Origin of the sequence: Pseudomonas sp. LAMO17WK12:I1, from assembly GCF_900177315.1 — a bacterium.
In the GTDB taxonomy this organism is placed as follows: domain Bacteria; phylum Pseudomonadota; class Gammaproteobacteria; order Pseudomonadales; family Pseudomonadaceae; genus Aquipseudomonas; species Aquipseudomonas marginalis.
Window position 1 is genome coordinate 35,242 of the sequence record NZ_FWZV01000005.1, and the last position, 24,646, is coordinate 59,887.

Below are 24,646 nucleotides of genomic sequence, written 5' to 3' on the forward strand. Positions count from 1 at the left end.
TTCTTTCAACACTCCACGAGCCTGGTAAACGCCTGAGCAGGTTCCCCAGAGACGCTATCCATGGTCCAGACAGGGGTGTCAGTCAGCAATTGTGTTGCAACCCCGATGGATGCCAAGTTTGACGTGCCTACCACCGCCTGAACGTAGAATTTTTCGACACCGTGCCGTGCTAGGCCATTGCTGAGTTCGTCTAATCCTTGCTCCAGGATCTCTTTTGCCCAACCTCTACCCCGGTATTTATCTGGAACGGCATAGCCAATCTGAAAGCATCCAATTCCGTCGATATTTTCCGTGCGCACAAACATTGCCATTGCTTTCACCCGACCGTGCTCTATCCGGGCATAGGTGTACCTAACACGCCCGTTTCTCTCATCGAGCACGACCCGTACTGAAGGATATTTTTCGGTAGGATGCGTGGGCATGCCCTTACGAATTTCAGCCTGAAGGCTTACGAGTGCTTGAAGTGGGTCAGTCATTGCCATGCTGCTTTCCTTGAACAGATTACCTACTGCTGAGGCTTGGAGCCCGGATTGGCGCGCTGCTGGGCGTCGGCCTGCTCACAGAGAAAATCCAGCAACCCGTGCCTGGCCCTTTTGCGCTGCGGACGATACATAGCGCGATGCTTATCTGGTTTATTTTGCTTCTTCGCATCATCCGGCCAGCCTTGGTCAGACAGCTGAAAGACCGCTTCGCGATACTCGTTTAGGCGTTTCAGCACTTCACCCTGGAGGGTCACGGTCAGCGGCTCGATCAGCGGGATCGGCGCGGGGCTCGGCTTGCCATTTCGGAGCATGGGGTGGATTCCATTCTATTAGTGACTGGATATTTTTTCGTGAATTCGTAAACCTTGTGATCTTGCTCAATCCGGCGCGCTTGGCAGCGGGTTTTACGGTCGTTTTCTTATCGTCTTTCCGTCACGGTCATGCCGGGGCCAAAACATGTCAACAGCAGCGCGGCATCACGACCACCGTTCTCGGGACTGCTTACTTTGGCGACTCTGACAGCGTGTTCAAGCTGCTCATCATCGAGAACAATCGCCTTGGGCATGATTCACCCTAAATGCTTACTTACCATCAATCCTGACATAGTGCGTCAACAAAAAGGCCGGGGATAGCCCGGCCTGTTAGATGAACCTGGTGTTCACGGAAAATTAGACTTTGGCCTGCAGCTCTTTTTCAATCTCGGCCAAGTCCTGGGCAAAGGCTTGATCCAGCAGGCTGGGTTTCTTTTTCCAAGGTCGTGTTTCCGGTTCTGGCTCTGCCGCATAAAGCGTCACAGCATCGGGATTCGTCTGCAGATGTTGCTCAAATTGCTGCTGCAGCTGTTGTCGCAGTTCATCTTTGGTCATTCAACCACTCTCATTTGTATCAGGTCTGGTCATGTGTGGGTTGCGCCCAGGACTACATGGCGACGGCCATGCGGTCAGCCGGGTACTGGCGCATAAACTCCATGCTATCCACGGCCGGGGCTTTCAACCAATCGGCGTACAGCCCTTTGGGCAAAATCACCACCATGCGCTTTTCATCCTGGGGCTTGTGATAGTTGCGCATGAAGGGGTGGTCGTCCGCATTGATGGTCAACATAGTGTAACTGTGCAGGATCTTCCCGGTACCGGGGTCGCGCCATTGCTCCCATAGCCCCGCGATGCCCAACAATTCGCCGTCTGCGCGGGTGATACGCGTAGCAATGGATTTACCCGTTCGCCAATCAGGCTCGTAAATGGCTGCTGCAGGGATGATGCAATGTTGGGCCTTACGCCAAGCCGTGCGAAACGATGGTTTTTGACTGGCCGTTTCCGATCGGCAATTGTAGGTGTGCCGAGCGATTTTAGTGTCCTTGCTCCAGGACGGAATCAGTCCAAACGAGCCTGCCAGCCCTTCCACCGGCGCCGGCGAATCCGCATCGACGTCGACGTGCTCCACCTGGCGAATGAAGGGGCCGGTGTAGCCTGGATACAGTTCCAACTTGCCCTGCTTGAAAGGTTCAACATCGAATGTCTCGGCCACTCGATGCGGTGCCGGTGCTTCGTAATGACTGCACATACCGAAACTCCTTCAGGATCCTGACGCCTCAATTGGCGTTTACCGTCCATAACTGGTCAAGCCTGGTGGTGTAGCTCGGACTCATCAACTCCCGACGCATCGCCCAGGTCGGCGCCGCCGGCACAGCGGCAGCGCGCAGCGTGCCGCGTCCCCACCGGTTGTTGATCTCGTCGAGGACACTCATCACCTTGTTCGCAGCTGCTGGCTGCGTGTGCGCAAATAGGTCATCAGTAAACTCACCTGGTTGACGCAGATCCATAAGCAACACCTCAGCCTTGCTGTATCGGAACCCAGAGCGGAACAGGCGTTCCACTGCCTGCGTGGCGGCCTTGGTGATCAAACGCACGTCGTTGGTGGGGTAGGGCAGCTCCACCAACACACCGTTAGCGTAACGGGCTTCGTCAGGGTTAAACATGCCGGTGCGGATGCTGACGCGGATCTTCTTGCACAGCGAATGCTGGGCTCTTAGCTTTTCCGACGCACGCTGCGCGTATGTGGCCACCGCCTCTTTGATCGGCTCGATCTTCTCCAGACGCACGCCGAACATTCTGCTGCAGCAGATCTCCTGCTTGGCCGGCACCGCTTCTTCCAGGGCCAGGCACGACGTGCCGGCCAACTCGCGCACTGTTTTCTCCAGGACAACGCTGAATTTGCGGCCGAGCAAGAAGGGATCCGCCTTGGCCAGGTCCATGGCCGTGTGTATGCCCAGGGCCTTCATGTGCGCCGTCATGCGTCGACCTATGCCCCATACCTCTTCGACAGCCGTGTTGCGCAGCACCCAATCGCGCTTAAAAGGATCGCACAGATCCACGACTCCACCAGTCTGTGCCTGAAGGCGTTTTGCGGTGTGGTTCGCCAGTTTGGCCAGGGTTTTGGTGTGGGCAATGCCCACACCAACCGGGATACCGGTGTGTTTTAAGACTTTGGCACGGATCTTTCGCCCAAACTCGGTTAGGTTGCCGGGCATGCCGGTGAGGTCACAGAAAATTTCGTCAATTGAATACACTTCACTGGCACAAACCATTGATTCTATTAGGGTCATTACGCGTTCTGATAGCTGACCATACAGCGCGTAATTACTGCTGAAGGCGACAATTCCGTGGTGCCTCAGCGTGTCCTTGATTTGAAAATAGGGCGCACCCATTTTAACGAAGGGCTTGGCGTCGTAGCTGCGCGCAATGACGCAACCATCGTTGTTGCTCAACACCACGATGGGCGTGCTGGCCAGATCTGGCCGAAAAACACGTTCGCAGCTGGCATAGAAACTGTTGCAGTCCGCGAGCGCGAAAACCGGCAAGGCTGGATTGGGGGGGCTCATGATGAATGCTCATGGTCGCGCACGCTGTAACTGACCACGCCCCATATCACCAGCTCGTCCCCTTCCATCACGTACCTGGGGGGGAATTTTGGATTTTCGGCCATCAACACCACCTGGTCATCACGCATGTAAAGGCGCTTGCAAACGGACTCGGTATTAAGAGCTGCAATAACGATATCGCCATGACGCGCCGTTTTACTTCGATCAACGATTACCAAGTCACCGCTGAAAATGCCGGCACCTTGCATACTGTCGCCCAGGATCTTGGCCAAGTAGACATGCGGCGCGCGGATTTCAAAAAGCTCGTCCAGCGATATTAGCTTTTCAAGGTGGTCCGCTGCCGGCGATGGGAAGCCTGCAGAAACTTGACAGGAGTACAGCGGCAATAATTCACCACCGCTGGCAATGGGACCAATGAGGGTTGCGCTCATAAAACTGGCCTGATGAATAACTGTATGGATAGACAGTTAACTGCTTGATCAATGCCACGTCAATTTGATCCGACCGAATGTCGGTTCACTACCAATTATCACCTTGAAAAAAAGGCCACCCGGAGGTGGCCTTGAGGTCATACAGCAATCAATTGTCTAGCAAGCGCCATCTCTACCGAATCACCATCCTGGTTTAACGTATCGAGACCAGACTCTGGAACGTCTCCCGACGTACTCTGTGACACAGCGATCTTCTTAGCCATTAGTTGCAGGCAGGTAACCTGGGAGCTACCTGCGTAGCCAAAAAAAACCACCCGTACCGGCATTCTTTGCCCGATTCGCCACGAGCGTCGAGCTGCCTGTTGCAGGGTGTAGACGTTGTATCCTGTCTGTAAGAACGCAATGGTCGGGAAGTCGAGCAGATCTAGGCCGGTCTTTACCAGCTCCGGATTAGTGATCAGCACGTCGACGCCGCGATCAACCTGGTCGAGGATCCAGTCCTCGCGCCTGGCCGTATCGACCGAGGCGCGAAGAACCGCAACCTTTAATCCAGCCTGTTCCAACAAACGCTTCAGCCTGCTGGTGGTGTCCCGCGTTCCGGTGTACACAGAATAAGCCAGAACTTTGCGGTTTTTGGATTTCTCCGAAAGGCACAGATCCAGCAATGCCCGTTCTTTTGGCATGAGTTCCTCGTCTCCAAAGATCGAAGAAACAAATGCCAATGTGTCTCTGGAACGAGGGTGTTTTACCACTTCCGGTCGAAAACAGCAGTCAGGCCAAGCTAGAAGCACGTTGAGCACGACCCCCAGAAGGGTAGTGTCTCGGCGAGCCAACGCCTGGCGAAGTTCCAGTGTCAGTTTTCCTGCCAACTGCTGATAGGCCTCGGCCTGTTCTGCAGACATGGCTATGTCAATGAACTCCTCTTGATAGTCGGGCAGGATGTTCCCGCCGATGTCTTTGAGCTTCAGAAAGACTGTGAACGGCAGCACGAAACGATGAATACCTTTAGGTCCAAAACCCGGAGCTTTTACCGAACGTACCGAGAGCTTTTTTCCCTTGGCTGTTTTGTGAGACACGTTGTCTCGCTCGGTGTAGATATCCTTCAATACGCCATGGTCTCGCATGAACGACATGGCCGCAGGTGCCATGCTGCCGCGTGCGTTTGGTCGGTAACCATCCTCAATCATCCGACGAGTGAGGATGCGGAACAGGAGATAGAACAAGTCGTCGGCATAGCCGCCCATAAGGGTGCCTGTCAGGAGCAGGGTCTTACGTGTCTTCGCTGCCAGTACCCCCATGGCTTGGCCCTGGGCTGAACCGCTGTTCTTGTACTCATGCCCTTCGTCTACAACCAGCAGGTCAAAATATCCATCAGGTAGGTAGCGTTTGATGAACTCCGTGGGTTGGTAACCGCCTTCGCCAAAGCCGAACTCAATGTTGGCCATAGCTCGCTCCATGCGCTTGGCCTGGCGGTCGCTGAAGATAAAGTTGCCCTGTGCGTCCATTAGGTTGATGAATTCGCTGACGTTGTCGACCAGCATCGAGGCGAGGAAGTCTTCCCCGAAGTCATTCAGCAATCTTTCCGCACGTACTGGTCCGATGGTAGGAATCCGACACATCGATTTTAGGATGGTCGCGTGACGAGTTCCGTTCTCAGCTTTGCCTGGGCGCATTAACGTCCAGAGCGGGCCTTGGCAATGAGGGCAGCTTCGACGGCGTTCCTCTCGGTAAAACTCTTCTATGGTAATCAGGTTGCCTTCTGGATCCTCCAAAAGACGTCCGCAGTCTGGGCATCCTGCAAGGTTGTGTCCGCCGCGGGCGCGACGTGGCCAACATACCGACCGCCAGTGAAACCCCATGCGCATACGCACGCGTCCGAGAATGAAGAACTCTTGCCGTCCATCGTATGGATCTCCCTGTTGCTCACGCAGCTTGAGCAGTTTGGCCAGGGTATCGGGTCCATTGAGTACCCAAACGCGTGCGTCTGGGATGGTTTCGAGGATCTCTCGCCGCCATTTGTAGACCAGATGAGGAGGCGAAACGACCATGGTGCGGCGGTAGCCGGCGCCGTGCATGACGGCCGCTACGGCAATGGCCATCATGGTTTTACCAGTGCCCATTTCTGCATTGATAACGGCTGCCTCTTCATTGCGGTCCAGCAGTAGAGCGGCAACAGCCTGAACTACCTCAGCTTGCGCGGGGAAAGGTTGGCGTTTCAGTGCGTTCATCACCCGATGACGAGCTTCGTTGGCGTTGCCGGCATAGACCGGTGGGTTAGAGCGGTTTAGAGAGTCCAGCAACTCATCACCGAACTCGTCGATGAATTCGGTCAGGCCGATGGCCAAGGACGCTACAGGGACTTGGGACATGTCGTTCATGATTGTTTCTCCAATAGGAATGAAACAGGGCATGCACGACACCCCGACGGGTATGGTGAATACCCTGCGGGTTGGTTGATGAATGGTCAGATTGATGTGATAGGTCAGTAGTCCGATGGCAGCAACACGGTGGTAGCACTCCGGTCAGCTTCGGTGATGATCCACAACCGTGTTTCATCGCCAGCGTCGACGTTGTAGCTGGAGAACAACCGCTCCCTAGTGGTCAGGGCGCGTTGGTTGCTGTTCCTGTCTGCGTCGTGCAGTTCACCCCAGTCGCCGGAGAAATGTCGTCGGAGGTAAAGGGTTGGGTCGAGGTATCCGCGCTCCATGAGGTGTTGCACAGATTGGGTAAGTAACACGCGGCCAGGATCAAATATGACCTTTGGTTGGTTATTGGGGGTAGGCGCTGATACTGGTTCGTCAGGCTCAGGCTCTGGATCCGCCGATGAGCTGATGGTGATGACCTTTCCGAGGTTTGTAGAGTCTGGCGTCATATCCCATGCCCGAATAATGGGCACGAAACGATCTGTCAGGATCCTCACCTCAGAGACGTTGCCGTCCTGGTCTTCAGTGAACTCGGTCTTGCGGACCTTATCTTTGTAGGTGTCGCCCTTGAGTGCCAATACGCGACCGGTTTTGGATGTCACCACGCCGGAAATCGCGCCGGCAGCTAAGGCCAAAGCTAAGTGCCAACGCGAGAGCTCCCTTACGGGAGGTCTTGGCTGCGCGCCGCTTTGCCCAAAGTGCAGTGTGAAGTCCGGCCACATGCCACGAAGTCTTTTGACCTCTTCGCTGAGCTGTTCGGGTTCAAGGCTGATACGGTAGAAGTGTTCCAGGTCAGTGGATGCTGGGAGGACCCTGTAGGGCTCCCACGTCCAACTGGTTGGTAACGCTTCCGCACTCAATGTGCCGGCGCCGATTGCCTGAAGGCGTGCGCGTACGTATTTGACCTCTTGTGGTCGAGCTAGATCCTGGCGTCGAATACGAATACCGAAGATCACCACCTGCTTGAATGTTGGATCAGCGGCGTTATAGATCCGCAGTTCAGTGAAGTGATTGCATAGCCAACTGCATAGCTCGTCGTCTAGCACATAGTGCGGAACAATGAGCACCAGGACCCCACCGTACTGCAGCAAAGGAAGTGTTCGTTGATAGAACATCTTCTCCAGGCGTCGACGGCCGTTACCTTGATATTGTGAGGCACCTGCATGGTCAGCGACCAGGTCACCGTAGGGCGGGTTGAGCCACAGCAAGCCAAAGGCCTGGCGGCTGATCATAGTGTCCATTAGATCGCTATGCAGCACGCGATCCAGCAGTGTCTTGCAGTGGTTGGCACGTTCCCGGTCGTACTCGACTGCGTAGGTCTCGACGCGGTTGCGGCCGAGGACGTGAGCTGTTTCAGCAAGGGCAACACCTTCGCCTGCACAAGGATCGAAGATCCGCATCTTGCCAGTTGGAGATGGTGCCAACGCTTGCAGGGTGAGTTCTAGCGTCGTTTCGTCTGTAGGGTAGTATCCATTGCGAGCGAAGTTGCGCGCCAAGCGTGGGAACATCAAGGCCATCGTGAGGCTCCTGGATCAAAGCTCAAAACTGAGCGTGGGTTGAGAGTTGCCCTTGGCGAATGAGATCGCTCAAAGCAGGTTCGAGTACGTCGAGTTGCAACGACAAACGCCAGGCCGCGACAGCGCCGGACGTTCCGGGCAAGAGCTGCAACATGTCGTTTTGGGTGAGCCAGTCCATCACCGGCTTCTGCCAATGTGGCAGCAGCGGTAAAGGGCAGGTGTCCTGGATCAACGGCCAAAGCCTTTGATGAGGTGACTGCCCGTTCGCAAGAAGGGCATAGGCGAAGTGGTTGGCTCGATCCGGCTGCACGCAGCGTCGGTCGAACAACCAGAGGTGAATCAAGCTACCGAACAATGTCCCGCGCATTTGCCGCGTGGTGCGCTTTTCCAACAGATCTATGTTGGGAAAAACAGGGAGACTTCGGCCGTCTACAACTATGTGAAACTGACTCAAACCATCCTCGGCAGCGCCGAGGGTCAGCCTGGCCAGAAACTCCTGCAGTGCCGTATCGCGACCCCATGCAGAGAGAAAAACTAGGTTGCGTTGCTCGTCACACGCGCAAGCGTCAACGAATAGGTCATTGCACTCCTCGATTGGGAAGAGCGGGGTAGGGTTGGGCATGGGAACCTCCATTGTGAAGAGGGAACCCGCCCGGAGGGGCGGAGAGCCCCTCGGGGGTGTTAGCAGCGAGTGTTATTGCTTGGGAAACCGCGAACTGTCTGGTTTGAACGTCTTGTCGTTCGGGTCAAACGAGACCGTATCGTTTTGAAAAAGAGGGCTGTGCCCTGTCATAAATATTTGCCCCAGGTATTGGGAGCGAAGGGCAACGGCTGCATCGGCTTGTTCAGCTGTGATGTCGAGCTCCTCTATGAAAAAGTCCCACAGTTCCTCATTCGTCGATACCTCGTTGTTCGCGAGTTGATCTTCGATATTGTCCAAAACAGCAGTGGTCAGGTTGTTGAAGATTGGGTTCATGTGATGCTCCAAGGATGGGAAGGAGCGCCCAAGAGGGAGCCCCTCAAGGGTGGATTTGCTTAGTCAGAAACTGGAAATTGTCCAGACCTGTAGTTTGAAGTCCAACATATAGCCGAGCTCGCCTAGGCGAGTGCATTGCTGGCGTAAGCGCTGACGGTCAACGGTGGTATCAAGCTTGACTGTATCGCCCAGAGGCCAGATCGTGCCGAATAGATCGGCGTCTTGTTCTGAGCCGCTGGTCCCGCTAGGTGGAGACATCCCAAAGGGAGCGTCCTCAACTGCAGGCGTTTCGCCTGTACTGTTTACAGCCTTAGACGACGCCAGCTTTTTATGCTGCTGGAGAGGTTTTGGCGGAGCTGAAGAGGGCTCTTCATCAATAGGGTCCGGCTCACTAGGTGAGAGCGTGGCAGCGTCTTCCGCTGTCAGGTTATCCACGTCATCGAGGCTCATGCTTTCGAGCTTTGCACGAATTTCGACGACCAGCCGACCCGATGTTGAGTAGTACGAAGGGCGTATTTCTGTGATTAGGAAGTCGCCTCGGTATTTACCTTCACTGTACTGATCGAGGAGCGCGTCTTTGATGACGAACTCACCGATTGAAGTTGAAAGCCGTCCGACGTTGAAGTCGCCATTGCGGCCGCTGATGGTCCGGATGGCCAGTTGGCCTGGAATGTTGATCATGTGCAGCTCCACACTGCTAAGAATAAAAAAAGCCCGACAAATGTCGGGCTTGGGATAGTGCTGTGAATGCCGAAGCGGTTATGGACAAGAAGTTTGCATTTCTTCTTTAAGTGAGATGTAGAGGTAGAAAACTCCAGGTGGCGATTCAATTCGGTCAAGTTTCAGGTCCAACCAGACTCGATCTGAGCTGTTGCCGTCTGGCAGCAGGCGATAGAGGCCGAAATGGATCAGATCGCTGTCAGGTTGCAAATTCAGCTCTCGGTAGGCCTCCAGGACAACATCACCCAGTCGGTTACTGATAGCACTTACATCCTGTTGGTTTTCAATATGCACCGCTTCTTGCCAGGCCCTAGGGGTCAGTACGACCGGTAGCTTGAGCAAATCAGGCGATACTAGGTGAGAAAGTTTTTTCATGGTCGGCTCCAGGTGTGAAAACCACCTGGCCCGTCCGGGAGGTGGTTTCCCGTTGGGTTTGTATGGGGTGTTTAAAGTGTCAGTACTCGTCGTCACCTGGGCAAGAAACGTGTATCTCTTTGACTCGGAAGTCGAGGGAGAAAACGCCAGGTGACGTTTCGTTTCGTTCAAGTGTCACGTCCAACCAGACTTCATCTGAACGGCCGTCAGGCAGCAGTCGACACTCATCGTCAGTATCAGGCCCAAGTGCGAGTCGCTGCACTTCTTCTGCTATCAGGAACCCTTCTTCTTCAGTCAAGCGTGAACAAACTCTGCCATTAATGGCCGCGTGTACTCCCTTATCCCAAGCTCGATTGAGCGAGGGAACGGTCTTGAACAACTCGGGTACGTTGGGCAGGCCGGCGCGGTATGCGTCGGCGCCTAGGACATTCGCCTCGATCACATAGAAAATCTGATCAATCTTATTTTCATAGATCACCGCTTTTGCATAACCAACGTGTATTTCAAGAGCTTGTGTAAATAACGTGTTCATCATGGTGAATCTCCAATGTATGAGAATCACCATACCCAGAAGGGCGGTGTTCCCTTCGGGTTGTTAGAGTGATGAAAGGCACCCGAGGGGTGCCTTTCAACAGAGTGAATCAAGATGCCCTACGCTGCCGTTTAGCAGGCGTTAGATTTGGTTGTTCCTCCGCAACTGGCTCGATTGCTTCTTCGCTTTCGAGTGGTGCTTCAGATTGTGCTTCGCCTTGTTCAGCAACTGTTTCAACTTCACGAGGCTTGGCTTCATAAACGGTTTGGCCGTCTACCTTGATCCAGCCGATAAACAGAAGTCGTCCTTTGAGGCTAGCTCCAGGTTGACCCTTTTTATCGCCTTTCTCATAGGTAAAAGCATCGGTCCAGATATCACCGATACGGAAGCTCACAAGGACCTTCTTTCCTGCTTCAACGGCCGCTTGGCTGCGACGAATCAGCTTTTCAGCTTCAGCGCCGACAATGTTGCAGTCGATGTAGGAGTACTCGGCTTCATCTGTAGAACCGCGCAGTGCCGCAACGGTGACAGCCATAAATGGCTTACCTTTGCCGCGAGGTTTAACTTCACGGATACGGTTGAGGTAACCGATACCAGTGGTGTGCAGATCGAAGAATTTTGCTTCGTTGGTTTGAGTAGTGCTCATGATGAATCTCCAGTTTCGAAATAACAGAAAGCGGAGAAACACTTCGCCCTTGGGGGAAAGCATTCCCCGCGAGGGTGGTAGAGCTGAGGATTTTGCTTAGTGCAGGAGTTTCATGGCAGCAATCAGCACACCAGTGGTGGCTGACAACATGACGCCCATGCGAATGGTGAGTCTTACTTCAAGCTGAGAGATTTCAGCGCGAAGAGCTGTGATATCCGCTTTAGTTGCGAGTAGCGTGAGCATGTCGGTCTCCAAAGCTTCAATGACAGCGTTAGCTTTCTGTTCCGGGACGTTGATCGAGATCAGCGCTTGGTAGAGAGCCAGTTCGGTTTTCATCAGACCTCCAAAAAATTGAGAGGCCTGCCCTGACGGGGTAGGCCCGTCATGGGGGGGAAAGGTGCTTCCATCGACTGAGTCGACTGATCGCGCTACCGGAAGCTATGGCGATCTTGGGAGTGGATCAATGCGGTAAACCGCATCGTAGCCTTGCGGATCCAGACTACTTGGGCATGTTGCTGACAACGTCAGCGATACATGGACATAGGATGGGAAACGACGTTGTAGGTTGTCAAGTCTTTGGTGAAAAAAGTCTTTCGCTGAGAAGAACCTCCCCCGTTGGGAAGGTTCCCGACGGGGTGGAGGGGCGGAGATCAGTCGCCGAGTGCGCGGAACTGCTCATCGGTTATGCCGCATTCCATGGCACGGCGATAGTCAGAGAACCGGTCAGGAATGGGGATGGGCTCAACGAGTTTCATCTCAACGCCCGGAGTGGTTTCTACTGGAGACGCCTGAGTACTGTGGCTGTCGACCAGCATGTGCTCTATCGGAGCGATGAGGTCGCTAAGACACCCCTGTTGGAGCCCTTTAGCGGCTGCCTCGACCGTTTTTCCAGGCGTTCTGGGTTTGCGCTGACGCGCCGGTTTCTTCACCGCCACCACACGGGTGTTGGCTTCGTACCAAGAGTTGAGATCGACACCTTTCAGGCGAACGATTGCGGGAACCTGGCGCATGGTCTCAAGGACCTGGCCGGATGGGTGAGGAGCCGCCTGCAGCAATTGCTTGGCTATGAGAGGGCTTACGGGTGCTGTGTGCTTGGGGCTTTTCATCACCCGAAGAAATTCACGGGCGACAGTACCGAGGGTGTAACCAACGTTATAGCTGAGTGTGGACATGGTGTTTCTCCTGCAGGTTGAAATGCGGAGAAAGCACAGGCCCTGTCGGGGAAGTGATTCCCCGCGAGGTGAGTTGCATTAGGTGCTTCTATCGACGATTGTCGACCGACCGCGCTACCAGAAGCTCAGCGGTCTTGGGCGGATCAGACACGAAAATCGTGTCGCAGTCTTAAAGATCCTGACTACCTGGGCATGATGCTGACGACGTCAGCAAAACACGCTCATATCATCGAAGGGGGACATTGATGTGTCAAGCGGGGAGGGGAAATTTGGCGAGGGCAAAAACAGATTTAACTCAGCAGGAGAAACTACCGAGAGCAGCTGGGTAAACAGTCGCTCTCGGTTGTAGTTAGACACGTCTTTCAGAAAAAAATACCACCTGTGAGAGATTGAGGCGTCATCGATCCCTGGGCTGTGATCAGAACGTCTCACTTCCTACACCTGGCCGATTATCGTGGCTGAGGCCAGCAAACATAAGGCACGCATCCGCGCACAAAAGGAGCCCTGCGTTTCGCCGGCGGGCCACCGGCAGGGAAAAGCAGCTACCAATGGGTAGCCTGATCATCCTTTGCAAGATGATCAGGCTACCCATTGTGTGAGCTCTAAAAAGAATGGGCCACAACACCAGTGTGGCCCTTAGACTACGGTGCTTCGAACCTCGACAAAGCTCTATGTGCCTATGAACTCGCAATTCACGAGTTAGACGGCTGCGTGTCTGGCTTGAACAGGGAGACACAGGGAGAGCCTTGAACCAGGTCCGCACGCCCTTCCCGGAGCTATGCGTGCTTTGGGGTTGGTAATGAGGCAAGCCGCATCACCGGGCGCTACTGATGACCGCCAGTAGCCAGCGGGGTGGAAACTTTGTCGCGTTCATTATGTTGAGAGCCCGAGGTATATGCAACCTCGCACCGGATACAAAGACGCGAATCAAGTCAGTTGACTGCCACGGCTGCGCCTTCAGGAATGACGTTGGGGAGAATGATGTCTGTTTGTCCCGACCTGGGCGAAATCAACACTCCTGCCCGGTTCACTCCTACTGTGATCGACTGGGTTCGCTCCACCAAAGCTGCGGGTAATCCTGGAGGTGCTGTACCCGCAAAGTAGGTATAGCTTTGTCCCGCAGATATGTAGGTCATAACCCCTGGAGGTTTTGAAAACCATGCTGGCAGGTTGAGTGCTTCATCAGCCGGCGTCCCTGTATACCCGGCGTTTGCCTTCGCATACTCAGCTGCTGCGGATCTATAGACGAGCAAATTGCGACTTAGAGAGTCGAGGGTCGCATAGTCTGTGATTTGTTCGGATTGCTTTTGCTGTTGATTGAACAAGCCCACAGCGATCAGCAGGATTGTGAGAACTGCCCAATTTAGCGACATGACTGAGCCTCAAGAGTGTCAGACGTAATTGTCACCGAAGCTCAACCAGATCGTCTTGGGAAAATACGAGGTCGGGCTACAACAGATTTTGCTGCTTCGGACTATAGTCGTCTGACGACAATAGTCAGACCCTCAGAGTTCGAAAGTTAAGCTCGTATTTGCCGAGCTAAAAGTAAAGAGTAATACAATATAATAAAGGTAGTTACAATTATTGCCGTAAGTGTCAAAGGGCGTCGACCTGCAATGGAAGTGGTCTTTCTTACTTTTTGGGCTGCTGAAATAATATCAGAAGTTTTTACGCATATAACTCTATATCGTCCTGATCCTAATGGGGTAAGGCGATAGGTGTGATCTCCTACCTCAAAAGCTTCTAAGCCCTTAAGGGCCGGAGCCCATAATGCGCTCGAGCAAATCCGGCTTCTTGAATTTAGCCATACTTGCAGCTGATGATAATTATATTCAGTGCCATTCTCAAGGTGGTCCATCAAGCAAGTACCTGTCAGCAGCATAGGAAAATTGGTTTTACGACCAGAACTCAACGTATATGAGTGAATATCAAAAAACAAAACGCAAAGGTGTTCGTGCAAACACTATTTTAGGCACTGCCAATAAAATACCCCAGCCCAACCGGCTCTGACTGCGTATAGAAACCAATTCCCAGCTCCGTCCCGATACACTTGACCGGACTCGTCTTGACCAACGGCCGCAGCACCAGAGAGAGTACATATAGTCCAAGTTGAGTCAGCGATAGCACAAACGTTTGGATTCCATCCGCCGTAACCTTGGCAGGCGCCGGAGATGTAGTTTTTGAATTTTGCCCCGGTGATAGTCCACACTCCGGATTGGCACGAAAGTGGGATGCCCGCCGCATTTTTTGCCATGAGCCTGTTGTCATTGCACGCTTGTCCCTCTGTCGCTTGGCCACCGATCGATAGAAATTCATTGGTCGAGAGACGGCCGTTGGCACTAATGGTGCTGGTCGAGGTGACCTGTCCAGCAGCAACTGTCCCACCTGTAGAGAGCCCTTTGTTGTTATAGACACGCACCCAGTCAGAATCGGACTGGTAGATGCCTCCACCCCATTTCTCGCTGTACCAGCCAGTATCACCTCGAGTTCTGAACCAGCCCCCTGTGTAGGTCTCGCCAGTGACGTTCGCAGTTGCTGCGGATACAGTGTTCGTCGCTGTCACATTTCGAGCATTGACGTCAGCGCCTGTGGTCACGTTGCCGGTGGCCGTAATTGCAGCCGCATTGTTGATATTGTGGCCGCCTAAACTGAGGTCGGTATTCATGGTGTTGAGCTCGGGATGTCCCGGCACCGCGTTGCGATATAGGTAGTCATTGGCGAGTTGGCCATCCATCAGGAACAATGCGCTGGCGGTATGACCTGGACCAGGGTTGATAGAGTAATTACTTAGCGCTACCTGCCATCCCCCGCGTACACCCTGAACGATGTTAGGGTTGGTTGAAGAAATGAAACCACCAGGTCCGCCTAGATTTTCAGCGATGACACGAATGCCCATTTCTGGGATTGTTTGCCCACCTGTGGTGACGACGATCACCTCCAGTTGGTTGGGATTAGGCTTCCGGGCCAGGCCGAGAATGGTCTGCCCGAAGGTATTGGTGGAGCTAAAACCTGCTGGAAGATAGCTGGTGTTGATCAGCATCGGAACGGTTATTTGCGCTGGTACGGTCGCTGTAGCGTTGTTCAATAAGGCATTGAAATTGTCCTTCATGTATTTTGCCACTGCTTCAGAGATGGTTCTCTGTTGATCTGCGGCAATGCGGTAATCCTGACCGTCCATTTGCCTGATTTGCCAAATTGTCGCCAAGGTGACGACGACGGAAAACACGATCAATCCGATTGCCATATCCAGACTCAAGAAACCCCGCTGTTTGTTTTTACTGGTCATTCCAGAGGCTCCTAGATGATTGGTGAGCGATGTCTTGTTCGAGTAGGGTGATCTTCCCTGCATGGACTTTTTCTCGAATGCCCGGTCCGTCAGGGTCAGTGAAAAGCAGACTCTGCAACGTAAGTCGACGGCTCCCATCAGTCCCCATAGACAGAGACTGGTGAATGACCGCGACTAGGCCTTTGGAGAGCAACTCTCGGGCGTTATTCAGCAAGGGCTGGGCCAAGGCCGAGATTCTTTCAATGCCTTGAGTGACGCTGCCAGCATGGCCTGTACAAATAATGAGATGACCATTTATTGATGCCTGAATGACTTGAGCCGCGGTCGAGCTGTCGCGAATTTCGCCGACAAACAGCAAGTCAGCTCTCGTGCGCAGCGCCAAGATCAACGCCTCCTCGTAGCCTCCCATACGGCGAGAAACTGGAACTTGAATACAGCGCCCTTCACCGTGTCGACCATTCAGATAGGGTTCTGGGGGATCCTCCACAGCCACGCAAATTCCACCCCAGGCCTCAAGGCGGGCCTTTACAAGCGAGGCCGCGCTTGAAGTCTTTCCTGTACCCATTTCTCCGCAGATGAAGATCAAGCCGCGTACAGAGTCGCTCATCAATGCATCCTGCAGATAATCTGGCAGGCCTAGCATGTCCAATGGGCGGATCTGAACCGATGACTTGCTCAGGACAAATACTGGTTTACCGTTCAAATCCAGTAATTGGGTTACGCGTAGGACTACGCCATCTTCAATCAACGCGAATTCAGGATCCTGGGTAGCAGCGTGCTTTTCCTGACATTGCAGCCGCAAGCGCTCGAGGTCCGCACGCCATTCGACTGGTGCTTCAACTCTTCGCGCATGCCCAGGAAGACCTTTGGCATCGGCAAACCCCTCGCCTAGGTACAGGTCGACGAATTCAGCATCGGAGATCACGCTCACACAGGGCTCCTTAATACGAAGTCCAGGCAATGGTATTGGCGTCCGATGAGCAACTTGTAGCCGCTGCCACTGCAGTGATTTCTCCAGCAATGGCAGTACCACCGTTGATTGCCGTCGTCGTCTGTTTGTCCTTGGCCATATTTGAGGCGAGGGTGATACAGGCATTTTTCGGGAGGTTGGATTCGGTGATCGTAAAGGTCATGCCGTTGCTCACTACGGTCACAGCACCGTTCCAGCGGTTGGACAGGGCATTGCCGTTGATGCTCATGCCGCCGGTAGCTTCGAGGTTGATTAAGGAGGGCGCCAGGTTGGTGCCGGCAGTGGCGTAACCCGTAGTACTTTTCAGTCTTTTGGTATTGCTGAGCAGCGTACCGAGGTTGCTCTGTTCGATGGTGACGTCCGAGCTGCCGAACGTTCTGTACCCCATAAAGACGATGAAGCCGAGCGCCACCGCAATCAGCATCAGCCAGAACATTCCGTCCAGGGAAAGGAAACCTCTTTGGTTTTGGCGAATAATTTTTGGCATTTTCAGTACCTCATTGGAGTTTGGGTTAAAGCGTTTCAGTCACAGTGCCGGCCAGCTGGAAGATCCCGATCACCACCAGAATCATCATGACCCCCATGGCCATGGAGGACACTCCGATGAGCGACTTGGCGATTGCCTCGACTCGCTGGAGGGTTTGCTCCAGCCAGCGGTTGGAAAACCGTTCCATCGACTCGGCGAAACCTTTGCGTATGGCAAGTACTTCCAGAAAGTGCATGGCCATGGGGTCTGGAAATTGATGACCCGCAAGCTTCAGCGCAGTACCGAAGTTTTTTCCGGCGCTGACACCGTAATGAATGGCCGTCAGCCGCTCCTTCAGCCAGGGAGAAGCATTGCGCTGAAGAGAGGTGAGTGCATCGAGCTGGTTGATGCCGGAGCGCAACATCACGGCCATGTTGAGCAAAAAGATGGAGCCGTGAAGTGCCTTGTAGACCGACCAAGGGGGAAGGCGCTCTGCTCGGACTCTCAAGACCTGGAGCAACTTGTTCAACTGCAGCTTCCATGACGGGCTGGCGGCCGTGATCTGCAGCCCGCAAAACACCGGCAGGGTGATGATCGATACGAAGATGAAGGTGACGACTACGATCAAGGTCACCAGACCGTAGTGGGTCACGAAATTCGATAGGGCGTAGAGAAACGCCGGTACACCCGTCCAAGCTTCGGGGTTAGACCGACGTGTCATGGAGGGCACCATCCACACGGCGATCACATACAGCAGCGCCGCCATGACGCTCCACACAACGGATGGGAACACGGTGGCCGAGGCTACGAGTTTGCTGATCCGTTGGCGTACTTCAATGATCCTCACGCAGTCACGACAAGCCTGCACCAGGTTGCCCGTGTCTTCACCGGAGGCGATCAGTGAGTTCTCGTCGTAGGGAACCCAACCTTCGCAGGATATGCTAAGGGATTTCCCGTCTTTTACCGATTGCGCGATGTCTCTGCAGGCTAGAGATACGGGGTGCAATTTCTGACCGTTATCGCTGAAAGCTCTGGCGACCGTGTGTAGCGCGTCCTCAAGTGACACACCATCCTCAAGGATGCCCATCAGGCTCTCGTAGAATTGGATTCGCTCGTTTTTGCCGAACTGCTTGGCATAGAAGACTTCTGCCCAACGATTCAGCATCCCCCTGACGTCACTCATCATGAGAGAGCTCCAAGGTTTGTCGATCAAAGTCCAGTGGGCCTACCATCATTTCCGCGTGGCGCGGATCTACCAGGCCTTGCTTGAGTTTCATGATGGTGTGGGCGGTTTTGGTGATGCCGCCCATTTCCTTGACCCAGTGGCGACGTGCTGCACTCGCACCGTGCTTATTGAAAACCTGCATAAATTTGAGGTCGGTGAGGAGTGTTTCAGCAACTGCGGTGCGGCTAACGACGCCTAAACCTTTGCAGTGTGGGCACCCGGGGCCTTTCAGGTAAATCAGCTCGATGGCCAGCAGGTCGTGCAAGCGCCGCGTCAGCGCAGCGCTGAGCTGGTCCAGATGTGCAGATGCAGGTATGCGGCAGTGGTGGCATAGCTCAGGCAGCAAAGACTGATTCACGACGCTGGTCATCAAGGCCGGGTCAGTGACCAGGTAGCGATCCACCCCCATGTCGATCAGACGCTGCAGGCCGGCTACGGCATTGTTGGTGTGCAGTGTCGAAAGTACCAAGTGACCGGTCATTCCGCCACGGAACGCCGCTTGGGCTGATTCAAGATCCCGGATTTCCCCGTACATCAGAACGTCGGGGTCCAGCCGCATGGTATTGGTGATACCTGCGTTCCAGGTTTCACCAGGGCCCAGTGGCGACTGGTTGGCCATGATTGGATATTCAGGCGGATCTTCCATGGTCAAAATGTGTTTGGTGCCACCACATTCTTCATGCAGCAGGTTCAGGTTGACTTGTTGGGACTTAGACTTCCCGGAACCTGTGGGGCCAGTAATCAGGTTCACCCCATAAGGCAAACTACGGATGCGGCTGAATGCCTCGATCTGCTGGGGAAGAAAACCGAGCTCCTCAAATGTCATTTTGGTTTTGTCGTCGTACAGCAGACGCAGAACCATCAGGGGGCCGTCAACCAGCGGCCGGGTGGCAACCCGGGCGCCGAACAGACCAAGCTGTTCGACATAGGCTCGTTTCACCCTGGCGTCCTGGCTCACCTGCGGCTGATAGTGGTCCTTAGCTACATCGCACATGCTGTTATAGAGGGATGAGCAGAGCTCCATGCCCACCTGGCTCTGATGCTGCTCTGCCTCCCACAAAAGTCCGTGTATGCGAAAAAAAACTCGAGTGATGTCGTGGCCAACGACAAAATGAACGTCGCTCGCATTGCGCCGGTGGGCCTCTCCCAGTAGTTGTACTACCTGGGCTTGACGTTTTGTATCGGTGGACAGGGTTTTACCATTTACATCCTCATTCGCTTGGTACAGAGCCTTGATCGTGCTCATGGAGCAGACCTTGACTTCGAAAGGATGATTTTCGTGTTCCAACTGATCCTCGAATGCCATGACATAGGCATCCGTTTGATGTTGGGCAGACACATACAGAATCCCATCGCTGGTCAGCGCACACAGTTGACGCAACTCGGGTTTCAGTTCAAACGGTCCTCCAGTAGCGGTCAGCAACTTTTTGTGCGAAATCAGAATTTCCACAGCAGACTCGTCGGAGCCTACTTCCGTTGCCTGGGGATTTTCGGTCGGGATCGTCATAGCATTGGTCTCTCAGCGTTGGCCAGGGATTAAGCCGGGCAGCACAGTGGCCGACGCGGTGTTGCTGACTGCGGGGTTATTGGCGTTGCCTGGGACGACTGGAGGAGTATTTGAAAAACCGAGGGGATAGCGCTTGCCGCTTCGCTCAAGCGTCACGTTGTCGAAGTTGAGGATTGCCACTCGATAACCCCCAGGCAATTCCCTGGATGAGGCATCAGCGTCAATCTCAACCCCACCGCTGTAGAGAAGGGTGGCGCGTAGACGCTTTGCTGAGCCGAAGACGGCTTTTACAACAGGCAACTCAGGCTGTGAGTCAGCGCTGCGGACCGAGGCAGAAGTCGGAGGCGTGAGGTTGCCTTGAGAAAAAATCATTGGCGAAGGCTGCGCCGTCGCAGTTTGGTCTTCGCCGTTGATGGATCTTTCGGCTTTGGCCTTCTCGGCCTTTGCGTTTAACAGAATCGTCTGGCTTTGAATGATGGCCAGCTCGCCGACGTCTACTCCGGATGGTGTGTTTTCGTTTGCCCAACAAAGCGGGGGCCCGAAGATAAGGATTGAACACCACAAACGCATTGTATTATTCCGCATAGAGGTCACCTATTACTGACCAGACAAGGTGGCCAGCCTGATATTGGGTTTTGATTTCACGCAGCCGTAGGCCTTGACTGGGTGCACCGGATAAAGAGTCCAGTGGGGTAAGCCCGGAGGTGTAACGCAGTTCGAATAGCTTCCATTGAGGAGGTGGCGGCGGCGGTGGAGCAGGCTGACCAGGAATGGCTGGTTGAACGGGCACAACAACCGGCATCTCTTTCAGGGTGGGGGTCTGCATGAAGCTATGCAGCCAAGACGATAGGTTTGCCAGCATCACGATCGCTTCTTTAAGCGGCTCATCACCGGCGGCAGGTAAGGAAATGTCGGACTTCAACGTCGCCGAGTTACCCTCGTCAAAAAAGGCCGGCCGATCAGAAAAGTGGCCTTGAGTTGCCTGTATCAGCTTGTCGGCAGTGCTATTGCCAGAACGTGTGTAAGAGGACAGGACCTGAGTGCCGTCGCACATGGCACTCGTGAACTGCCATCCCTGAATGGATAGGGGCAACTGATAAATGACGTTGCTGCAACCTTCCAAGAAGTCTTCAACAGAGGGACGTTTGGCCCAGGGATGTTCAAGCGCTTGGGGAGGTTGCTCCACACCCGATTCTTTTTGCAGCCTGGCCAACTCAGCTAGACGTTGTTGTTCAGCCTGGAACGCTGCCTCCTTGGCTATTTGCTCCTGATGGCTCTGCCATTGCGCCCAGCAAATGACGCCGACTGCGATCAGCGCTGCAAGAATCGAGAGCTGCACCAGCTCGGTCTTGGAGAGTCCAAATACGAGCGGTCGAAGTCTATATTCACGTTTGAGTTTCTCGGGCTGGAGCAGATCCTCGACGTCCAGAGGATGCCCGCCCATTTCAAACTCTGGAGGGAGGTACTCATGGCTGAATTGAATGCCGCGACTGCGTTGTTGCACTACCCTGCGCCGCACCTCGGCGCCTGTACCGATCATGTCGCAGCCTGAAATCACACCACCTTGGTACACCGCAACCAATGCGTACTGGTCAAGATCCGGGGCCGTCTGCCAGGCCGCAATCCACGAATCACCCAACTGTCCAGCCAGGGTCGCTGCAAGCGAATACATGCCCTTGGTGACGCTGTCGCTGTGCGCTACAAAACCTGCCTGAATGATCGCAGGCGTTCTACGAATAGCTACAATGTCCAACTGGTGTTCACGCCCATATTGACGCGCTTCTTTCATGTGACCGGTGACGCTGCCCAACGGATGCCAGCGCAGACCAGTGACAAACGATTTTCCTCTGTGCTGCAGTACCTGGACGCGAGCAGAGCGCGGGCTTTTAGACACTTCCGAGACCATGGCTTACCCCTTAAAACCTGCGCAATGCAGTACCGGGCTAGGGCAAGAACCCCATGGATCATTGGCAGCCGGTAAATTCAGGGTGCTAGGGCTTGCGGAGTCGTTATCGACAACAGGTGTAATCAGCACGACCAGCACGTTATGGTCTGTGCTGCGAATTCGACTGCCACCTAAACCGAAGAACCCTGGGTCACCTACACCTGACTTGGTTGCGTTTTCGCTGTTCTCTTCGAAACCGGTCAACACCAGTGTTTGACCGCTGCGTAGTCGAACTTTGGGAGAGAGGTTCCTGGTGTCGTAATCGACTGTCTGAACGCTGGAGCCGTTGCTGGTGAAGGGGGTGAAGGTGGGTCTGCTGCTCATGCTCAAAGTGATCATCAGCAGCAGGTTGTCCTGGTCGATAATTCGAGGTAGCAACATCATGTTGAACCCGCTGGTGATAGTCGCGGGAGTCAGTGATGTGGACGATCCGACGGAGGCCGTTGTGGTTGTGGAACTCGATGCAATATAGCTTTGCACGTTCCCGACCTGGATAGGGGCAGGCTGTAAATTCAAAGTTGTGACAGAGGGCGACCGGACATTTGAGACGCGGTACTGTTCGGAAAGGGCTTTAATAATCAGATTGGAACCAGCCCAGGGAGAGTTTGAAGTATCTAAAACATTGAACGAGCTCGAGACCGCATTGGTGCTAACTCCAGTGGTGGCATTTTTTAGGGAAAAGCCCCACTTGCTGCTCAGATTGGTGTAAACCGCCGACCAATCCAGGCCTGTTTGATCCTTGTCAGAGAGGGTCACCTCAAAGACTTTGACATTGAACAGAACCTGGCGCGTGATGCTGCGGTTGATCGAGTTCAAGTATTTCGAAACGTTGGAAAGAACCTCTGGACGATCACTTACCGTCAAGGTGCCAGTGGATCGTGAAAGGAACATCCGACCTGGTGGTTGCTGGCTCAGCATTGCCTTGACGTTCTTTTCGATATCCCCGATCAATGATGTCTTGATAGAGACGGTGGTGCTCTGGTTACTGCCGGACTCACCCGATGCACCTGTTGACGAAGATCCTCCACCGCCACCGGAGCTCCCGCTGCCTGTTGCAGTCAGCAAGCCCGACTTCACCGTACTTTCAATGACCTGGTCATCGCCAAACGCCCAAACATCGAACGTCTTGGTGTCGAAGTAAGTGACATGCACGCTGCGATCGTCTGAGGAGTAGTTCCACGCTAAGCCCAGCTGCGCGGCGGTTTGATTTAGCAAACCTGACAGTTTGCCGCTGTACTTGATGGGGAAAGTGCTGGGCGCAATCTGTCCGATCATATTCATTGAGCGGGCATTGCTGGGAACGTTGCCGATGACACCTGCAGGCATGAAGTTGGATAGGTTGTCGGGTTGACTCATACTCGGGGGAGTGGTTGGGCCTGGGTTCCCTTGTGTTGCACTGGTGAGGACGCTTGGATCGATGGCATCTGGCGCTACGATGACGGGAACGCCGCACTCGCTGGTGATGTAACGCGCAATCTCTGCGATTCCAACGTTATAAGCAGGGCGATAGGTGATGTCGCAATCCATGGTCAGCGGTAACCCACGCTTGGTAACCATCGGTTGTTTTGAGACCCAGGGTTTGTCGCTGAACACCACCGTAGCGCGCGCGGGCTCTTGCTGCTGATTTCTCAGAAACCGGCTGTATTGCGATGCGGTCGCCGCATCATTTTCTGCGCGACTGGCTGACTCATTCACTCGCTGAACAGAGCAGGAACACACTAGAGCCACAATGAGCGATATTGCTGTGCCTCGGATCCAGAGACGCGCAGTCATCATTTTTTCCTCTCTGCAATGTAAATCAGCATCTGTGATGAACTGCCGTCGACCACAAAGGACCGTGGGGCCGAGTCATAAAGCGGGAAAATTTCTCTTATGGCCTCTTCGAAGCTGCCCTCGAATCGAAGTGGTGCGTCAATTGGGTAATCAAGATCATCGGTCTGCCAGATCAGTCGCCAGTGCGCTTTTTCAGCCCAGCCTTCTACGGTTTGACGAAGTGATGATCCAGTTGAAGCCGTCCATATCTGGGCCAGCGGCTTGGTCGCGGCGGTGGCTGCAATAGCTGGAGTAACCGTAATGGGTGCAGCGATGGCTGGAGTCGCGGGAGTCGCCGCAGCAGCGGACTTGTTACTCGAACTGCTGGACTTGCTCGAGGCAGAACTGGGCGCCGGCAAGGCAGACGTTTGTTTCGTTGCGCCCTCCTTGGGGGGCACAGCAGGAGAGGGCATCGGTTTGGGAGAGGATGTATTGGTTACAGATGCAGAGACCGTCGTGTTCTTTGTAAATGGCGTTGTTTGCTGTACAGCGGCGATTACTACTTGGCCGGCTGAATCATTGCTGACTGTGGTTGCTGCAACGGTTTGAGCTGTGGAGTGCGCATTGAGTTGAGCAACCTGCGTCGATGCAGGCCGTGAAAAGTCAGGGAGCTGATAACCAGGGCGTAGCACGTAGCAAACCTGACGGTTGACCTCGTCGACCTTCACCTGCCAGGCCGGACCCGCGAGCACTTGTAGGGTGTTGCGCAGTGTCATTGGGCCGAGTTTGTACTGAGCTGCTGGCAGTGGCCGGGTGTAAAGGATGTTGACGTGCCCAGTCTCTGCCGAGCAAAGCGTATAACCTGATCGATCCACCACGTATTGCATTGCATCGTGCACATTTGGGTGCATGTTGGCAGGGATGCTGATGTCGATAATCTGGGCCATCAGGTCACGTTGGCCAGAATCTGGCAAGGTACTGACCAGGGTGTAGCGGCCATAGCGCACTACCGGTTCTTTTTCAGGAACGGCGCCGCTAGGGTAGAGGTCTGGCGCCAACATGTCCGGATTGCGACTGCTGTCGAAAGCGGGCTTGGGTGTCTGTGCCGTTTGGGTCGTGCAACTCGCGATTAACGCGAGCAGCGAGAGCGTGGTGACGTGCCTGATCATGTGCCGAGAGGCCCCCTTTGATGATGGGGCCACGTTGGCAGGTCAGAGCAAAGTGGGCAGTAGAAAATAGATTATTGAGCGGTCGGTCTTTTCATAACCACTGGTTCTTTACAAAGCGGAATGAAATTCACCCACTCGATTTCTGCCACCTACCGCCGCATTACGGATGAGTGA

At 54.2% G+C, this 24,646-nt stretch carries 27 protein-coding genes; all 27 read right to left on the reverse strand.

From position 1 onward, the window contains the following. Positions 1 to 5: 5 nt before the first annotated feature. Positions 6 to 482 carry a GNAT family N-acetyltransferase gene (locus tag B9N88_RS10340; RefSeq protein ID WP_027606804.1) on the reverse strand — a complete coding sequence of 159 codons (477 nt, stop codon included), beginning with the start codon at positions 480 to 482 and terminating at the stop codon, positions 6 to 8. 23 nt (positions 483 to 505) lie between these two features. Continuing rightward, the gene (locus B9N88_RS10345; protein ID WP_027606803.1) at positions 506 to 793 is read right to left on the reverse strand and encodes a hypothetical protein; all 288 of its coding nucleotides are present in this window, start codon (positions 791 to 793) and stop codon (positions 506 to 508) included. A gap of 107 nt (positions 794 to 900) precedes the next feature. Then, a complete protein-coding gene (locus B9N88_RS10350) occupies positions 901 to 1,047 on the reverse strand; it encodes a hypothetical protein (RefSeq protein WP_256221288.1) in 147 nt (48 codons plus the stop codon). A 103-nt stretch (positions 1,048 to 1,150) separates the two neighbouring features. Continuing rightward, positions 1,151 to 1,348 carry a hypothetical protein gene (locus B9N88_RS10355; protein WP_027606802.1) on the reverse strand — a complete coding sequence of 66 codons (198 nt, stop codon included), beginning with the start codon at positions 1,346 to 1,348 and terminating at the stop codon, positions 1,151 to 1,153. A gap of 52 nt (positions 1,349 to 1,400) precedes the next feature. Further along, entirely contained in the window at positions 1,401 to 2,042 is a 642-nt protein-coding gene (locus tag B9N88_RS10360; RefSeq protein ID WP_027606801.1) for an SOS response-associated peptidase, read from the reverse strand. A 28-nt stretch (positions 2,043 to 2,070) separates the two neighbouring features. Beyond that, positions 2,071 to 3,360, reverse strand: coding sequence for a translesion error-prone DNA polymerase V subunit UmuC (gene umuC, locus B9N88_RS10365; RefSeq protein ID WP_027606800.1), 1,290 nt, complete (start codon positions 3,358 to 3,360; stop codon positions 2,071 to 2,073). Beyond that, on the reverse strand, positions 3,357 to 3,791 hold the full coding sequence (locus tag B9N88_RS10370; RefSeq protein WP_027606799.1) for a LexA family protein: 435 nt from the start codon (positions 3,789 to 3,791) through the stop codon (positions 3,357 to 3,359). Before B9N88_RS10370 ends, umuC begins: the two co-directional genes overlap by 4 nt. Before the next feature lie 137 nt (positions 3,792 to 3,928). Further along, on the reverse strand, positions 3,929 to 6,169 hold the full coding sequence (locus B9N88_RS10375) for a DEAD/DEAH box helicase family protein (RefSeq protein WP_027606798.1): 2,241 nt from the start codon (positions 6,167 to 6,169) through the stop codon (positions 3,929 to 3,931). 104 nt (positions 6,170 to 6,273) lie between these two features. Beyond that, entirely contained in the window at positions 6,274 to 7,731 is a 1,458-nt protein-coding gene (locus B9N88_RS10380) for a DUF6094 domain-containing protein (RefSeq protein WP_027606797.1), read from the reverse strand. 22 nt (positions 7,732 to 7,753) lie between these two features. After that, on the reverse strand, positions 7,754 to 8,353 hold the full coding sequence (locus B9N88_RS10385) for a hypothetical protein (protein WP_027606796.1): 600 nt from the start codon (positions 8,351 to 8,353) through the stop codon (positions 7,754 to 7,756). 72 nt (positions 8,354 to 8,425) lie between these two features. Next, positions 8,426 to 8,707 (reverse strand): hypothetical protein, encoded by a 282-nt coding sequence (locus tag B9N88_RS10390; protein ID WP_027606795.1) that lies wholly within the window; start codon positions 8,705 to 8,707, stop codon positions 8,426 to 8,428. A gap of 63 nt (positions 8,708 to 8,770) precedes the next feature. Continuing rightward, positions 8,771 to 9,388 carry a DUF3275 family protein gene (locus tag B9N88_RS10395; protein ID WP_027606794.1) on the reverse strand — a complete coding sequence of 206 codons (618 nt, stop codon included), beginning with the start codon at positions 9,386 to 9,388 and terminating at the stop codon, positions 8,771 to 8,773. A gap of 78 nt (positions 9,389 to 9,466) precedes the next feature. Continuing rightward, positions 9,467 to 9,802: a hypothetical protein gene (locus tag B9N88_RS10400; protein WP_027606793.1), complete on the reverse strand. Its 336-nt coding sequence runs from the start codon at positions 9,800 to 9,802 to the stop codon at positions 9,467 to 9,469. 79 nt (positions 9,803 to 9,881) lie between these two features. Next, positions 9,882 to 10,337 carry a hypothetical protein gene (locus tag B9N88_RS10405; protein ID WP_027606792.1) on the reverse strand — a complete coding sequence of 152 codons (456 nt, stop codon included), beginning with the start codon at positions 10,335 to 10,337 and terminating at the stop codon, positions 9,882 to 9,884. A gap of 106 nt (positions 10,338 to 10,443) precedes the next feature. Continuing rightward, positions 10,444 to 10,980, reverse strand: coding sequence for an STY4534 family ICE replication protein (locus B9N88_RS10410; RefSeq protein WP_081744455.1), 537 nt, complete (start codon positions 10,978 to 10,980; stop codon positions 10,444 to 10,446). 96 nt (positions 10,981 to 11,076) lie between these two features. Beyond that, positions 11,077 to 11,316: a hypothetical protein gene (locus B9N88_RS10415; protein ID WP_027606790.1), complete on the reverse strand. Its 240-nt coding sequence runs from the start codon at positions 11,314 to 11,316 to the stop codon at positions 11,077 to 11,079. A 314-nt stretch (positions 11,317 to 11,630) separates the two neighbouring features. Then, on the reverse strand, positions 11,631 to 12,152 hold the full coding sequence (locus tag B9N88_RS32665; RefSeq protein WP_051429380.1) for a hypothetical protein: 522 nt from the start codon (positions 12,150 to 12,152) through the stop codon (positions 11,631 to 11,633). A 932-nt stretch (positions 12,153 to 13,084) separates the two neighbouring features. Continuing rightward, positions 13,085 to 13,525, reverse strand: a complete 441-nt coding sequence (gene pilM / locus B9N88_RS10425) for a type IV pilus biogenesis protein PilM (RefSeq protein WP_027606789.1) — start codon at positions 13,523 to 13,525, stop codon at positions 13,085 to 13,087. A gap of 590 nt (positions 13,526 to 14,115) precedes the next feature. Then, on the reverse strand, positions 14,116 to 15,438 hold the full coding sequence (gene pilV, locus B9N88_RS10430) for a shufflon system plasmid conjugative transfer pilus tip adhesin PilV (protein WP_027606788.1): 1,323 nt from the start codon (positions 15,436 to 15,438) through the stop codon (positions 14,116 to 14,118). Beyond that, entirely contained in the window at positions 15,428 to 16,369 is a 942-nt protein-coding gene (locus B9N88_RS10435) for an ATPase, T2SS/T4P/T4SS family (protein ID WP_027606787.1), read from the reverse strand. The genes pilV and B9N88_RS10435 overlap by 11 nt, the downstream gene beginning before the upstream one ends. Positions 16,370 to 16,379: 10 nt before the next feature. Then, entirely contained in the window at positions 16,380 to 16,895 is a 516-nt protein-coding gene (locus tag B9N88_RS10440) for a type 4 pilus major pilin (RefSeq protein WP_027606786.1), read from the reverse strand. Between the two features lie 25 nt (positions 16,896 to 16,920). After that, entirely contained in the window at positions 16,921 to 18,060 is a 1,140-nt protein-coding gene (locus B9N88_RS10445) for a type II secretion system F family protein (RefSeq protein WP_027606785.1), read from the reverse strand. Beyond that, positions 18,050 to 19,606 (reverse strand): GspE/PulE family protein, encoded by a 1,557-nt coding sequence (locus tag B9N88_RS10450; protein WP_027606784.1) that lies wholly within the window; start codon positions 19,604 to 19,606, stop codon positions 18,050 to 18,052. The genes B9N88_RS10445 and B9N88_RS10450 overlap by 11 nt, the downstream gene beginning before the upstream one ends. Before the next feature lie 12 nt (positions 19,607 to 19,618). After that, positions 19,619 to 20,176 carry a type IV pilus biogenesis protein PilP gene (pilP, locus tag B9N88_RS10455; protein WP_256221287.1) on the reverse strand — a complete coding sequence of 186 codons (558 nt, stop codon included), beginning with the start codon at positions 20,174 to 20,176 and terminating at the stop codon, positions 19,619 to 19,621. Between the two features lie 4 nt (positions 20,177 to 20,180). Continuing rightward, a complete protein-coding gene (gene pilO2 / locus B9N88_RS10460) occupies positions 20,181 to 21,512 on the reverse strand; it encodes a type 4b pilus protein PilO2 (protein WP_027606782.1) in 1,332 nt (443 codons plus the stop codon). Positions 21,513 to 21,515: 3 nt separating this feature from the next. After that, positions 21,516 to 23,324 carry a PilN family type IVB pilus formation outer membrane protein gene (locus B9N88_RS10465; protein WP_043293668.1) on the reverse strand — a complete coding sequence of 603 codons (1,809 nt, stop codon included), beginning with the start codon at positions 23,322 to 23,324 and terminating at the stop codon, positions 21,516 to 21,518. After that, on the reverse strand, positions 23,324 to 24,472 hold the full coding sequence (locus B9N88_RS10470; RefSeq protein WP_081744454.1) for a PFGI-1 class ICE element type IV pilus protein PilL2: 1,149 nt from the start codon (positions 24,470 to 24,472) through the stop codon (positions 23,324 to 23,326). The genes B9N88_RS10465 and B9N88_RS10470 overlap by 1 nt, the downstream gene beginning before the upstream one ends. Positions 24,473 to 24,646 lie beyond the last annotated feature (174 nt).